Genomic DNA, 13689 nt, shown 5'->3' with positions numbered 1-13689 from the left:
GCGCGCCGGGTCGCGGCGCTGCGGGTCACGATGCGCGCGTCGCGCGCTCGCCGTCCATTGCGCGGCGCAGGCTCGCGGGGCGCATGTCGGTCCAGACGGTCTCGATGTGCGCGAGACAGTCGGCCTTCGGGCCGCTCACGCCGACCTCGCGCCAGCCGGCCGGCACGGGCCGGAACGTCGGCCAGATCGAATACTGTTCTTCGTCGTTGATGACGACCGTGTAGACGAGATCGTCGGCGTCGGCGGAAGGCGTCGTGGCTTGCGTCATGATCGGAAAAAAGCGAGAGACGGTTGAAGGATGCGAAGCGGCGGATTGCGCCGCTCCTGTCTGATAGACGATTGGCCGGCGCGTTTTTTTACCGCCGCCGCGCGCGGCCGCCCAGGAACACCGGGCACGCGACGCCGCGATGGCACGCGTCGAGGCATTCCGCGCAGTGGCGCTCCGCGTCGCGCACCATGAAATGCACGAGCGTCTGCGATACGTTCAGCGCGCGCGCCGCGGTCTGCAGCGTCTCCTCGCGCAGCCGCACCATCTCGAAGGCCGCGCGGCTGCGCGCCGGCAGGTCGTCGAGCGCGGCCCATACGCGCCGCAGCGTATCGCGCGTCATCAGCGCGGCTTCGGGCGTCGGCTCGGGCGACGGCACGTCGAAGCCGTCGTCCTCTTCCGTGTGATAGACATTTTCGAGGCTCTGCCGGCGGCACGCGTCGATCGACGCATTGCGCACCATCCGCGTCACGTACGCGACCGGCTGACGCACCGCGTCCTGGTTCGGGAATTCGACGAGCTTCACGAATACGTCGTGCACGACGTCCTCGGCACGGCTCGCGCAGCCGACGAAGCCGCGCGCGACATTGACGAGCATCGCGCGATGCGAAATCAGCACGTCGAGCAGCGCGCCCTGCGCGCGGGGCGCCGCGGCACGGCGCGCACGCGGCGCGGCGCGCGACGGCAGGTCCGGATAACTGCCGAGGAACGGGTTCGCCGTTGCCGCCGCGGGTCGGTCGAGCACTTCCGCCATCGCCATCGATCTGCTCCGTCAAATTCTGAGATAGCGCAATTTAACGTAAACGCAAATCATTCTCAATCCCATTACCGGATATCCCTTCCGGTTGTCAGGATTTGTCTGAACAATTGACGGAATCGTTGTTCGAGCGAAAGCGATCGTGCGATGCCGGCCGCGCATGCATGCGTCAATAGATAAACAACCGGATCGTCGCCGTCGCATCGAATCGCCCGATCTTCGGCGGCCCGAACGACTTCAGCACCGCGTCCATCAGCACGCTCTGATTCATCACGTTGGACGGAAACTGCGTCAGCGTGAACTGTTCGTTGAACGGAATCGCCTTGCCCTGGCTGTCTTCGATGCCGATGCCGAAATTGCTGTCCTTCGCCGGTACCAGCAAACCGTTCCGAACCGGATAGCTCGTTTCGAAGTACCCGTCGACGCGCACCGCGACGTTGCATTTCTTGGTCAGCGACAACGAGAATCGCTTGCGCGGCACCGCAGGCAGGAAGCCGTTGCCGACCGCCTGCACCTGTCCGAAATTGACGATGCCCGGTTCGGGCGTCACGAGCACGTCGACGAAGCACGGCGTCGGCTTGAGGTTGCGCAGGCCGCTCAGGCGGTACTGGAAACTCGTGCCGAATGCATTCAGCCCGAACTCGCCGTCGAACTGGAACACCGTATAGATATCGCTCGGCGGCTGGACCCAGTTGCCCTTCTTGCGCACGACGACCTGATAGTCGATGCTGATGCGCGTCTGCTGGCAACGCCCGCGGTCGAAGTCGTACCTGCTGCACGGCGGCACCGAATATCCGGTAAACACCCCGCCGCCGCGATTGCTGGTCTTGTCGAAATAGTCGACGCCCTTGTAGCGGATGCCGATCTCGAGCCCCCATGCGGCAGGGTTCGTGCGATTCGGATTCGCGTAGAAATAAATGTTGTCGACGACCTTCAGGCTGCCGTCGTCACCCAGGTCCTTGTAGCAGTACCCCGACGTCGTGCGCACCGGCGACACCCAGATCACGTAGCCGTCCGGCGCGTCGGTCGGATACGACGCAACACCGCCGATCGGCTCGGTCAACGAAGTCGCGCCGCTGTTGGTCAGGCAGCGCAGTGCCCACGCAGGCTGCACGGCCGCGACCAGCAGCACGAGTACGACCCAGCGCAACCATGCCGCCGGCGATTCCCGATCACGCATTCCCCCGTTCATTTCTTCACGCTCTTGCAGGCCCCCGCCTCGCACGCATACTCGACCGCCACCTGGCCGCCGTAATCGTCGATATGCGTGACGAACAGCGTCGACGGCGTCGCGGCCTTGAACGGCACGTCGGCCGTGCTCATCGGGCTCACCATCACCGGCTCGATCGGCACCGGCGTCTTCTGCGCGCCCGAGCTCACGTCGACCACCGTCACGTGATACGGCGTCGGGTTGTCGAACACCAGCTTGTGCGCGGCCGCATCCACGCGCAGCGTCATCGGCAGCGTCCAATCCTCGTCGCGCGCGGGCTGCACGGCCTTCGGCCGGTAGAACAGCTTCATCTGCGTATGCAGCGCGATCTGCAGCGTGTTCGGCGTATCGGTCTTCGGCGGCACTTCGCGGATGTTCAGGTAGAACACCGATTCGCGATCGGCCGGCAGTTCGGCGCCCGGCAGCTTCGCGATCCGCAGCACGTTGCGCTCGTTCGCTTCGACGCGCTGCAGCGGCGGCACGACCATCAGCGGCGACGTGATCTTGTTGCCCTTCGCGTCCTCGAGCCACGACTGCACGAGATACGGATACGCCGTGCTCTTGTTCGTGATCGTGACGATCGCGGCCTGCTCGCCTTCGTTGAAGATCACGCGCGTGCGGTCCGGCACGATCGCCGCATGCGCGGCGCCCGCGAGCAGCACGCCGGCGGTCGCGAGCGCGCACGACGCGCGGCGCGGGAAGGAAAGGGAAAGAGAGTTTTTCATCGCAGGATCCGTGGATTCATCGTTCGACCCGTGCGGCCGCTGCGTGCGACTCGCCGGGCGTCTGGCACGTCACCGGGATCGGCGTGCCTTCGAGTTGGAGCTGGTTCGGCAGCGCATCGACCGTGCAGAGCGTGCGTTCGCCCGCGCGCACCGCGAGCGACGACTTCGGCTGAACCTGCGTCAGGAACGCCGCACCGCCCTCGCCGACGATGCCGAGCTCCTTGCCGTTCGCCGCGTCCTGCACCGATGCACCGAACGGCAGCGGCTTGCCGGCCGGGTCGGTCAGCGTCAGGTACAGGTTGCTGCCGCGCGCGGCGGAGAACTTCACGAAGCCGATCGCGCCGTCGGTCAGCACCATCCGCTGGATCGGGTTCGTCACCTGCACTTCGAGCGGCAGCTTCTCGACGTTGACGGTCGCGTCGTACACGTTGTACGGCGAGATGCCGTCGAGCACCGCATAGCCGCGCGAATCGGTATGCGTGAGCGTGCCGGACAGCGGCACGTCGGGCACGCCGTCGGTCGACACCAGCAGCCGCGTATCGCCCGCGTTGCCGTTCGCGTGCGCGGACACGCCGTACTGCGTCGCGACGAACGAACCGTCGACCTCGAGCGACGCCGCCGCATACGCATTGGCGAGCGTCGACGCCTGCGCCGTGAGCTGGTACGCCGACGCGCGCTGGCGGAAGCTCGCGTTCGCCGATGCGCGGCCGTCGGTCGCGCCCGCGTTGACCTGGTAGGTGCGGCCATCCGGATCGTCGTAGATGTAGCCCGCGTTCACGCTCGTGCTGCCGCTGCCTGTCGTCAGGTTCGACGTGACGGTGTGGCGGCCGCCGATCGGCAGCGTCGCGGTGATCGAAAACTGGTTGCCGCTCGCGCCCGCGCTCTGCGTGCGAAATGCCGACACGCTGACGTTCAGGTTGCGCAGCGCGCCGACCGAGAACGCACGCGTCAACGTGAGGCCGACGCGCTGCTCGGACGAGCGCGCCCAGTAGGTCGTCTGGTCGTACGAGAAATAGGTCGACGTGTCGCCGAAGCGCTTCGACATCGTCGCCGAGTAGCGCTGCTTGCTGTTCGCGAGGCCGTACGCGGTCGGGTCGCCCGTGAACTGCGCGAAGTTCGTGTAGTCCCGTTCGGAGAAGCGGTAGCCGAAGAAGCGCACGTCGGCGTCGAGCCCGTCGAAGTGCTTCGAATAGTTGACGCGGTACGAGTTGCCGTTGCGCGTCGCGCCGTTCCACCACAGGCGCGCCCGCGCATGCGTGACGTCGGCCGACACCGCGCCGAACGCGCCGAAATCGCGGCCGACGCCGAGCGCGATCGACGTATAGCCCGATGCGGCGATGAAGCCGCCGTACACCGTGACGTCGAACGGCAGGCCGTATGCGATTTCGCCGAAGCCGAAGAACGGCGTGATGCCGGCGCCGCCGAACAGGCGCGGCTTGCCGACGGCGGCCTTATAGCGCAACTGCCCGGTGCGCGCGAGAAACGGCACGGCGGCCGTCGTCACCTGGAAGCGCTGCACGCTGCCGTCCTCTTCCTCGACCGCGACGTCGAGCGTGCCCTGCACGCTCGTGTTGATGTTCTGCAGCGCGAATGCGCCCGGCGACACGCGCGTCACGTACAGCACGCGGCCAGCCTGCGACACGGTCACGGTCGCGTTGGTGCGCGCGACGCCCGCGATCAGCGGCGCATAACCGCGCAGCGAAGGCGGCAGCATGCGGTCGTCGCTGCGGATCGACGCGCCCGTCAGCGCGAACGTGTCGAAAATGTCGGAGCTCAGGTAGTCGTCGCCGAACGTCACCGTCGACTGGATCGACGGCAGCGCGCGAAACGCGTAAAGCCGGCTGAAGCGGAACGTGCGGTCCGCGTACGCCGTGTTGCCCACGTTCGACTGCGCCTGGTAGTCGCCGCGAAAGCGCCATGCATCCCAGTTCGCGCCGATCGTCCCGTAGGCCTGGATCGAATTCGTCTGCCCGCCGCCCGCACCGAAGTTGCGGTTCGTGTTCGCGATCACGCGATAGTCGAGCATCGCGCCGGGAATCCCTTCGGACCAGCGCTCCGGCGGCAGGTAGGTCGAATCGGTGAATTCGAGCGCGGCCTGCGGAATCGTGATCTTGAGCCGCCCGTCGCTCTTCAGGTAACGCACGGTCGCCCCCTCGATCGCGCCGAGGTCGACGCAACGTCCGCCCTGGAAGCGCGGCAGGTCCTTCGCGAGCGACGGCTTCAGCCCGAACTGCGCGACGAGCTCCGGCCGCAGGCACGGCTTGCCCGCCCCGGACGCGTCGACGGCGACGAACTCGATCGCCTGCAGCCCGTAGAACAGGTCGTTGACCTGCACATCGAGCATGTACTCGCCCGGCAGCGTGAAGTCGGCCTGCGAGAACTGCGACAGGTCGACATTGCTCGTTCCGTCGATGTCGAGAAACGACGCATTGAATTCCGTCGCATGGCTCTGGCTGCCGACGACCAGCACGCAGACGCAAAGGAAGGAATGTCTGATTCGCACGCGGCGCTACCGGAAGTCCGAGGAGAAGGAAACAGGAAGGAAAGAAGAAGGAGGAAGGGATGCACGCACCCCTCCTCCGATACGGACGCTTACTGGTAGCGGACCGTGAAGTTCGCGACGCCGTCGGCGGTACCCGGCGTCACGCCGGCTGCCGTCGCTTCGTACATCGCTGCGAAGCGTGCGATGTTCGTGCCGTTTTGCAGCACGGTCGGGGCCTTCTGCTCGGCGCCGTTGTCGAGGTATTCGCCCGACGCGGCCTGCAGGCGGATGCCGACGTTGGTTGCCGAACCGATCGTGGCGAGCAGCTTCGGCTGGCCAGCGCTCGACGTGCCCGTGAACGTGAAGTACGCGTTCTGCGCGATGCTCGTGTCGCAGTCGGTCAGCTTGATGTCGAAGTTGGTCGGCGTGGACTTGTCGCCAGCCTGCTTGAACACGTTGGTCGGCACCTTGCCGAGGTTCACGGTCTGGTTGACCGAGCCCGAATCGATGCCGCATGCGCCCGCGACGATCTCGCCCGTGAAGTTGATCGTGCCGGTGCCCGCTGCGAAGGCCGAGGTCGACAGGGCCGCGAGTGCGACAGCGGTCAGGAGGGATTTTTTCATGACGTTTTCCGTGAGAATTGCAAAGGGAATGGACGACGTGGCGGATACAAAAGGCAGCGTGTGGTTGGCTCCCGTCCGTCACGAGGCGGCATTATCGAGATAACCGTGAAAGTTTTTTGTAAATCATTGTCAAATGCCTCTGACAATGTTCGATTTACACTCGCCAAATTCCACTCCCTCCCGACAAACCTTCAATCTATCCGATTTATCTCGAAGTTCTTTTTTGCTCCACGGAACCGATTGAAGATTAACGATATTTTTCCTCGATAACCCCAATAATCCCCCTTATCCTTGCTGGCAAGGGCTCACGCCGGACTCAATCCGAAAAAGACAAAACATTGTCCAATGCCGCCATCGTTGCCGGACGGCAACACCCATATCAAATCATTTTCAACTGACAGGAAATTAACCCCGACTCTCACCAACCCTGATTTATTGCGCAAACGATTGCGAGACTAATACAAACGTTTTACCGCGACATTTTGCCGCTCTCATTAATTCCAATACACGAATTAATCCGATCGTCAATTACCGATCGAGAATCAGGCATTTGCGCGGCCGTCGGCACGCGATGTGCGGGTCCGAATGGACGAGATGAAAAAGGAAGATGCGCGGCGCACGTTTGCGCCGGGTGGCGACGCGATCAGCCGCCGGATGCGGGCCGTTCCGGAAGATGCCCTTCCGCACTGCCACGGGATGAAAAACGGCCTGGATGACTTGCCCGGCAGCGGAAGCCAACGCCGATAGCGATCGGCGATGCAACGGGCAACGATGTCGATCGAGACGACGACCGCACGTCGAATCGTGCGGCCGCCGTCTCGTTGCCCGACGCGCTGCGGCGTCAGGCAACGCACATCATGCGGAAGCCGCGACCTCCGCCGACGCCGATGCCGATGCGGGCGCCCAGCCGCCGCCGAGCGCGCGATACAGCGCGATCGCATTCGCGAGCCTGAGCTGCTTGAGCCGGATCAGTTCCTGCCCCGACTCGTACGTGCTGCGCTGCGCGTCGAGCAGTTCGAGATACGTCGCGACGCCGCCCGCATAACGGCGCTCCGCGAGCTTCAGCCGCGCACCGTCCGCCGTGTAGACGTCCTGCTGCGCAGCCAACTGGCGATCGATCCAGTCGCGCGCGGCGAACGCGTCGGCCACTTCGCGGAACGCGGTCTGCACGGTCTTCTCGTATTCGGCGACCGCGATGTGCTTGCGCGCGTTCGCGACATCGAGGTTCGCGCGATTGCGTCCGCCCGCGAAGATCGGCAGCGTGACGCGCGGCGCGAACGTCCACACGCTCGTGCCAGCCGCGAACAGGCTCGAGAACGCGTCGCTGACCGAGCCGTAGTCGGTCGTCAGCGCGATGCGCGGGAAAAACGCCGCGCGTGCGGCGCCGATCTGCGCGTTCGCGGCCTTGAGCCGCGCCTCGGCCTGCCGGATGTCCGGCCGCCGTTCGAGCAGCGCGCTCGGTGCGCCGGGCGCCACGGGCGCGATCGACAACGTGTCGAGCGCGGTCGCGTCGCCGGGCACGTTGCGCGCGAAATCGCCCGCGAGCAACTGCAGCGCCCGCACGGCCTGCGCATGCTCGCGCTGCAGTGCGGCCTGCGACGCACGCGCGGACGCCACCAGCATCTCGGCCGAGCGCAGCTCGATCGCGTCGCTCGTGCCGGCCGCGTAGCGGCGCTGCGTGAGCGCGGCCATCCGCACGCGTGCGTCGAGCGTGCGCTGCGCCAGCGCGAGCTGCTCGTACAGCGAGCGCTCCGACACATACGCCCCCGCCACTTCGGCGATCACGCCGATACGGACCGTGCGCTGCGCGTCGGCCGTCGCGAAATATTCGGCGAGCGCCGCGTCGGACAGGTTGCGCACGCGGCCGAACAGGTCGAGTTCGTACGCGCTGACGCCGACGCCCGCGCGATACAGCCCGCTGATCGCGCTTTCGCGCACGACCGGGTCGTACTGGCGCACGCGTTCATAGCCGAGATTCGCATCGACCGACGGCATCAGGTCCGCACGCTGCACGCCGTACAGCGCACGCGCCTCCTCGAGCCGGCCGGCCGCGATCCGCAGGTCGCGGTTGTTCGCGAGCGCCGCGTCGATCCACGCCTGCAGCGCAGGATCGGTGAAATACGCATGCCAGTCGTCGAGCAGCGCGGCATCGGCCGGTGTCGCATCGGACGCCGCAGCCGGCTCCCGGCTTCCGTCGGCCGGCGCATAGGTGGCCGGCACCGGCGCCGCCGGCCGCTCGTAGCGCGGCGCGAGCGAGCAGCCGGCGAGCGCGAGCGTGGCGGCCAGCGCGAGCTGCACCCGCAGCACGGCGCGTGCATTCAGCGCAAACATCATCGGGATCCCTCCATCGTCGCCGGCTGCGTGCCGCCGCGCCGGCGCGGGCCGACGTCGAACAGGCGGCCGACGATCACGAAAAACAGCGGGACGAGGAACACCGCGAGCACGGTCGCCGTGATCACGCCGCCGAGCACGCCGGTGCCGATCGCCATCTGCGCGCCGGATGCCGCGCCCGTCGCGAACGCGAGCGGCAGCACGCCGACGCCGAACGCGAGCGACGTCATCACGATCGGCCGCAGCCGCAGGCGCGCGGCCTCGAGCGCGGCGTCGACGAGCGACATGCGCTGCGCGACCAGATCCTTCGCGACTTCGACGATCAGGATCGCGTTCTTCGCGGACAGCCCGATCGTCGCGATCAGCCCCACCTTGAAATAAATGTCGTTCGGCATCATCCGCAGCGTGACGCCGAGCACCGCGCCGATCACGCCGAGCGGCACGACCAGCATCACCGCGAACGGGATCGACCAGCTCTCGTAGAGCGCCGCGAGCGCGAGGAACACGACCAGCACCGACAACGCGAACAGCATCGGCGCCTGCGCGCCCGACAGCCGCTCCTCGAACGACTGCCCCGACCACGCGTAGCCGATGCCGGCCGGCAGCTTCGCGGCGATCCGCTCGATCGCGGTCATCGCCTCGCCGCTGCTGTGGCCTGCCGCGGCCGAGCCGTTGATCGTGAACGACGGATAGCCGTTGTAGCGCGTGAGCTGCGGCGGCCCCATCGTCCAGTGCAGCGTCGTGAACGCCGCGAGCGGCACCATCTCGCCGCGCGCGTTGCGCACGCGCAGCTTCTTCACGTCGTCCGGATCGAGCCGGTGCAGCCCGTCGGCCTGCACGACCACGCGCCGCACCTGCGTGCCGTGCATGAAGTCGCCGATATAGTCCGAGCCGAACATCACCGCGAGCGTCGTGTTGATCTCGTCCATCGACACGCCGAGCGCCGACGCCTTCGCGCGATCGATGTCGAGCTTCAGTTGCGGCGCGTCCTGCGTGCCCGCGAACATCAGGTCGGTGAGCGCGCGGTCCTTGCCGCCCGCCGCGAGCAGCTGCTCGCGCGCGGCGCTGAACGTCGCGTAGTCGAGCCCGCCGCGGTTCTGCAGCCGGAAGTCGAAGCCGCTCGACGAACCGAGATCGGGCAGCGCCGGCGAATTCATCGCGAACACCGTCGTGTTCGGCGTGCCCGCGAAGCGCTCGTTGATACGCGCGACGATTGCCTGCACATGATCGCGCGCGGCCTTGCGCTCCTTCCAGTTCTTCAGCGTGACGAAGATCATCCCGCCGTTCGGCCCTTCGCCGTACAGGTTGAAACCGCCGAGCGCGAACGTATACGCGGCCGGCTCGTCGTGGAGGATAGTCGACTCGACCTCGCGCACGCTCTGCATCGTTTCCGCGAGCGGCGTGCCCTGCGGCCGGATCACCATCACCATGAAGTTGCCCTGGTCCTCGTCCGGCAGGAACGCGGTCGGCAGCTGCGTGAGCATCAGCGCCGCGGCCGCGGTCAGCGCGCCGTACACGACGAGCCAGCGCAACGGCTTCTTCAGCATCGCGCCGACACGCGTCGCGTAGCGCTGCGTCGCACGCGCGACGAAGCGGTTGAACCAGCCGAAGAAGCCGCGCTTCTCGTGATGGTCGCCGGACACGGGCTTGAGCAGCGTCGCGCACAGCGCGGGCGTCAGCGACAGCGCGAGGAATGCCGAGAAGCCGATCGACACCGCGAGCGACAGCGCGAACTGCCGGTAGATGTTGCCCACCGCGCCGCCGAAGAACGCCATCGGCACGAACACCGACGTCAGCACCACGGTGATCCCGACGATCGCGCCGCTGATCTGCTTCATTGCCTTGACGGTCGCGTCGTACGGGCCGAGCCCTTCCTCGACCATCAGCCGCTCGACGTTCTCGACCACCACGATCGCATCGTCGACCAGGATGCCGATCGCGAGCACCATCCCGAACATCGTCAGCACGTTGATCGAGAAGCCCGCCGCATACATCACGCCGAACGTGCCCGCGAGCGCGACCGGCACGACGAGCGTCGGGATCAGCGTCGCGCGCAGGTTCTGCATGAACAGGAACATCACGAGGAACACCAGCACGCCGGCCTCGATCAGCGTCGTGACGACCTTGTTCATCGACACGCGCACGAACGACGACGTCTCGTACGGAATCTGGTACTTCACGCCCGGCGGGAAGTACGCGGACAGCTCGTCCATCGTCGCGCGCACGCGCTTCTCGGTCGACACCGCATTCGAGCCCGGCGCGAGCTTGATGCCCATCCCGGTCGCGACCTTGCCGTTCACGTAGGACGGATAGTTGTAGTCGTTGCCGCCGAACTCGACGCGCGCGACGTCGCGCAGGTATAGCGCGGAGCCGTCGGCCTGCGTGCGCAGCGCGATCGCGCCGAAATCGGCCGGCGTCTTCAGCGGCGCGTCGGCGAACACGGTCGCCGCGATCGGCGCGCTGGCCGGCACCGCGCTGCGGCCGATGTCCCCGATCGTCACGCGCGCGTTGTGCGCGCGCACCGCCGACGCGATGTCCGACGCGGTGAGGCCGTGCCCGGCCATCTTCACCGGGTCGGGCCAGATCCGCATCGCATATTCGGCGCCCCAGAACTGCACCTTGCCGACGCCGGCGACGCGGCGCAGCGCCTGCACGACGTTCGCCGATGCATATTCGCCGAGCTGCACGTCGGTCATCCGGCCGTCGTCCGACGTCAGCGACACGACGAGCTGGATGTTGTCGGCGGCCTTCTCGACCTGGATGCCGTCGCGGCGCACGGGCTCGGGCAAGCGCGCCTCGACCGTCTTCAGCCGGTTCTGCACTTCGACGGCCGCGAGATCGGCGTTCACGCCCTGCTTGAACGTCAAGTACAGCGACGCCATCCCGGCGCTGCTCGTCGCGGACGTATACATCAGCCCCGGCGCGCCGTTCATTTCGCGCTCGATCAGCGCAGTCACCGATTCCTCGACGACCTGCGCGGACGCACCCGGGTATGTCGCATAGATGCTGACGACGGGCGGCGCGATGTCCGGGTATTGCGCAACGGGCAGCGCGCGGATCGCGAACGCGCCGCCCAGCATGATGAAGATTGCGATCACCCACGCGAAGACGGGGCGATCGATGAAGAAACGTGCCATGGTGGTTTGAACCGGTCAGGTTTGACGGGCGGCCGCGTGCGACGCGGCCGCTGCCGGCGCCGCCTTCGACGGCGGCGCCTTCTCGACGGGCTTGACGGCCGTATCGGGCGCGAACTGCGCGGCGTTGTCGACGATCACGCGCTCGCCGCCCGTCAGGCCGCGCGTGATGCGCCAGTCATGGCCGCTCATCTGGTCGGCCGCGACCTCGACGTCCTTGACCTTGCCGTTCGTGCCGACGACACGCACCGACGTGCGATCGGTCGTGCGCAGCAGCGCGTCGCGCGGCACGAGGATCGCCCGCTGGTCGACCGCCGTGTCGAGCGCGATCCGCACATACGCGCCCGGCAGCAGCTCGCGCTCCGGATTCGGGAACAGCGCGCGCATCGCGACGGTGTCGGTGGTCGGGTCGACCGCGAGATCGCTGAACAGCAGCTTGCCTTTCAGCGGATACGCGCTGCCGTCGGCGCGCAACAGCGTCACCGCGATGTCGTGCTGCGCAATGCCCGTCGCGCGGCCGCTCTTCACCGCGCGGCGCAGCGCGTCGACGTCGGCGGCCGGCTGCGAGAAGTTCACGTAGATCGGATCGAGCTGCTCGACGGTCGTGAGCGGCGTCGCCTGGTCCTGGCCGACGAGCGCGCCTTCGGTCACGAGCGCGCGCCGTGCGCGGCCCGCGATCGGCGCGGTGACGGTCGCATAGTCGAGCTGCAACTGCGCACGCGCGAGCTCGGCCTTCGCGGATACAACCCCGGCTTTCGCCTGCGTGTCGTCGGCAACGGCCTCGGTATGGTCGCGCTCGCTGACGGCGCGGTCGCGCACCAGATCGTCGTAACGGCGGCGCTTGTCGCTCGCCGCGAGCGCGGCGGCCTGCGCCTTCGCGAGCGCACCCTGCGCGGCGTCGCGCGCGGCCTTCAGCGGCGCGGGATCGATGCGGAACAGCACCGCGCCCTGCTTCACTTCCTGGCCTTCCTCGTAGGTGCGCGCGGTGACGATGCCCGCGACCCGCGCGCGCACTTCCGCCTGCCGGTACGCGTCGAGCCGGCCCGGCAATTCGACGGTCATCGGCACGGCTGTCGGTCGTACCGTGACGACGGTCGCCTGCTTCGCGGTCTCTTTCTCCGCGTCCTGCCCGCCCTTGCCGCATCCGGCCACGACGAGCGCTGCCGCCAGCGCGAACGGCGCCAGCCGGCGGCAGCGCGACAGGAAGCAATTGTTGTTATTCATGGTGACCTCGGATCGTTCGCCGCCGATAAAATGCGGCGGCTCAGGGTGGTCGATTATAATCAGTCACGACTGATTAAATAAACGCTGTTTCAACCTGACCGCCACACTGTCTCAATAAAACGACAGCGAATTGTAAGGAAACTCACGACATGGCCCGCAAGACCCGGGAAGAATCGCTCGCCATCAAGCACCGGATCCTCGACGCCGCCGAGCTCGTGCTGCTTGAAAAAGGCGTCGCGCAAACCGCGATGGCGGACCTTGCCGAGGCCGCCGGGATGTCGCGGGGCGCTGTCTACGGCCACTACCGCAACAAGATGGAAGTGTGTCTCGCGATGTGCGACCGCGCGTTTGCGCGCACGTCGGAAGGTTTCGACGCGGGGGACGGTCTGCCGCCGCTCGCCACGCTGCGGCGTGCCGCGTCGCACTATCTGCAGGAATGCGGCGAGCCGGGCCCGATGCAGCGCGTGCTCGTGATCCTCTACACGAAGTGCGAGCAGAGCGAGGAAAACAGCGCGCTGCAGCGGCGCCGCATGCTGCTCGAGCTGCAAATGCTGCGAATCACGAAGGCGCTGCTGCGCCGCGCGATCGCGGCCGGCGAACTCGCCGCCGATCTCGACGTGCATCTGGCCGCCGTCTATCTCGTGTCGCTGCTCGAAGGCGTGTTCGCGTCGATGATCTGGACCAACCGGCTGCGCGGCAATCTGTGGAACGACGCCGAAGCGATGCTCGACGCCGGCTTCGACGCCGTCCGCACGTCCGCCGCACTGCGCGGCCGCGCGCAAAAATTGCCGGACCGGCGAAAATTATCGTAACAAATTCTGATTTAACCCGATTTACCGCACTGCGAAACGAATGAGCTGACCCCCTTTAAAATTTTTAACGTTTCGCGGAACATCGGTAGACTGACGCTGTCATCATTCTTTAGCGTCTTCGTGATA

11 protein-coding genes are annotated in these 13689 nt (G+C 66.7%); 2 read left to right on the top strand and 9 right to left on the bottom strand.

Annotated elements, in window-relative coordinates; translation table 11 throughout:
* Positions 1–25 precede the first annotated feature (25 nt).
* From AC3WLY_RS32790 to AC3WLY_RS32765, 6 genes are all read right to left on the bottom strand, one after another.
* Positions 26–268: an MbtH family protein gene (locus AC3WLY_RS32790; protein ID WP_492309071.1), complete on the bottom strand. Its 243-nt coding sequence runs from the start codon at positions 266–268 to the stop codon at positions 26–28.
* Positions 269–356: 88 nt separating this feature from the next.
* Positions 357–1025 carry an RNA polymerase factor sigma-70 gene (locus tag AC3WLY_RS32785; protein ID WP_072441460.1) on the bottom strand — a complete coding sequence of 223 codons (669 nt, stop codon included), beginning with the start codon at positions 1023–1025 and terminating at the stop codon, positions 357–359.
* 166 nt (positions 1026–1191) lie between these two features.
* Positions 1192–2214, bottom strand: a complete 1023-nt coding sequence (locus tag AC3WLY_RS32780) for a fimbrial protein (RefSeq protein ID WP_492309072.1) — start codon at positions 2212–2214, stop codon at positions 1192–1194.
* Positions 2211–2957 carry a fimbrial biogenesis chaperone gene (locus tag AC3WLY_RS32775; RefSeq protein WP_492309073.1) on the bottom strand — a complete coding sequence of 249 codons (747 nt, stop codon included), beginning with the start codon at positions 2955–2957 and terminating at the stop codon, positions 2211–2213. Before AC3WLY_RS32775 ends, AC3WLY_RS32780 begins: the two co-directional genes overlap by 4 nt.
* 16 nt (positions 2958–2973) lie before the next feature.
* A complete protein-coding gene (locus AC3WLY_RS32770; protein WP_492309074.1) occupies positions 2974–5460 on the bottom strand; it encodes a fimbria/pilus outer membrane usher protein in 2487 nt (828 codons plus the stop codon).
* Positions 5461–5549: 89 nt separating this feature from the next.
* Positions 5550–6062: a fimbrial protein gene (locus AC3WLY_RS32765; protein ID WP_034184132.1), complete on the bottom strand. Its 513-nt coding sequence runs from the start codon at positions 6060–6062 to the stop codon at positions 5550–5552.
* Positions 6063–6647: 585 nt separating this feature from the next.
* Here AC3WLY_RS32765 and AC3WLY_RS32760 point away from each other — a divergent pair.
* On the top strand, positions 6648–6809 hold the full coding sequence (locus AC3WLY_RS32760; RefSeq protein WP_175961468.1) for a hypothetical protein: 162 nt from the start codon (positions 6648–6650) through the stop codon (positions 6807–6809).
* 108 nt (positions 6810–6917) lie between these two features.
* Here the strand turns inward: AC3WLY_RS32760 and AC3WLY_RS32755 are convergent, their stop codons facing one another.
* The 3 genes from AC3WLY_RS32755 to AC3WLY_RS32745 are packed head-to-tail and all read right to left on the bottom strand — an operon-like array spanning position 6918 to position 12751.
* Positions 6918–8393, bottom strand: coding sequence for an efflux transporter outer membrane subunit (locus AC3WLY_RS32755; protein ID WP_492309096.1), 1476 nt, complete (start codon positions 8391–8393; stop codon positions 6918–6920).
* A complete protein-coding gene (locus tag AC3WLY_RS32750) occupies positions 8393–11530 on the bottom strand; it encodes a multidrug efflux RND transporter permease subunit (protein ID WP_492309075.1) in 3138 nt (1045 codons plus the stop codon). Before AC3WLY_RS32750 ends, AC3WLY_RS32755 begins: the two co-directional genes overlap by 1 nt.
* A 15-nt stretch (positions 11531–11545) precedes the next feature.
* Positions 11546–12751: a MexX/AxyX family multidrug efflux RND transporter periplasmic adaptor subunit gene (locus AC3WLY_RS32745; RefSeq protein ID WP_175961470.1), complete on the bottom strand. Its 1206-nt coding sequence runs from the start codon at positions 12749–12751 to the stop codon at positions 11546–11548.
* Between the two features lie 149 nt (positions 12752–12900).
* On the opposite strand from AC3WLY_RS32745, the gene AC3WLY_RS32740 reads away from it, so the two are divergent.
* The gene (locus tag AC3WLY_RS32740) at positions 12901–13563 is read left to right on the top strand and encodes a TetR family transcriptional regulator (RefSeq protein ID WP_425130551.1); all 663 of its coding nucleotides are present in this window, start codon (positions 12901–12903) and stop codon (positions 13561–13563) included.
* The last annotated feature ends 126 nt before the right edge of the window (positions 13564–13689 follow it).

The organism is Burkholderia sp. FW306-1C-G01B (genome assembly GCF_058781685.1).
This window is presented reverse-complemented; position numbering and strand designations above follow the sequence as displayed.

What these genes read in the sequence shown, in the direction of transcription:
- AC3WLY_RS32790 (WP_492309071.1), bottom strand. Translation starts at nt 268, where the DNA reads ATGACGCAAGCCACGACGCCTTCCGCCGACGCCGACGATCTCGTCTAC.
- AC3WLY_RS32785 (WP_072441460.1), bottom strand. Translation starts at nt 1,025, where the DNA reads ATGGCGATGGCGGAAGTGCTCGACCGACCCGCGGCGGCAACGGCGAAC.
- AC3WLY_RS32780 (WP_492309072.1), bottom strand. Translation starts at nt 2,214, where the DNA reads ATGAACGGGGGAATGCGTGATCGGGAATCGCCGGCGGCATGGTTGCGC.
- AC3WLY_RS32775 (WP_492309073.1), bottom strand. Translation starts at nt 2,957, where the DNA reads ATGAAAAACTCTCTTTCCCTTTCCTTCCCGCGCCGCGCGTCGTGCGCG.
- AC3WLY_RS32765 (WP_034184132.1), bottom strand. Translation starts at nt 6,062, where the DNA reads ATGAAAAAATCCCTCCTGACCGCTGTCGCACTCGCGGCCCTGTCGACC.
- AC3WLY_RS32760 (WP_175961468.1), top strand. Translation starts at nt 6,648, where the DNA reads ATGGACGAGATGAAAAAGGAAGATGCGCGGCGCACGTTTGCGCCGGGT.
- AC3WLY_RS32755 (WP_492309096.1), bottom strand. Translation starts at nt 8,393, where the DNA reads ATGTTTGCGCTGAATGCACGCGCCGTGCTGCGGGTGCAGCTCGCGCTG.
- AC3WLY_RS32750 (WP_492309075.1), bottom strand. Translation starts at nt 11,530, where the DNA reads ATGGCACGTTTCTTCATCGATCGCCCCGTCTTCGCGTGGGTGATCGCA.
- AC3WLY_RS32745 (WP_175961470.1), bottom strand. Translation starts at nt 12,751, where the DNA reads ATGAATAACAACAATTGCTTCCTGTCGCGCTGCCGCCGGCTGGCGCCG.
- AC3WLY_RS32740 (WP_425130551.1), top strand. Translation starts at nt 12,901, where the DNA reads ATGGCCCGCAAGACCCGGGAAGAATCGCTCGCCATCAAGCACCGGATC.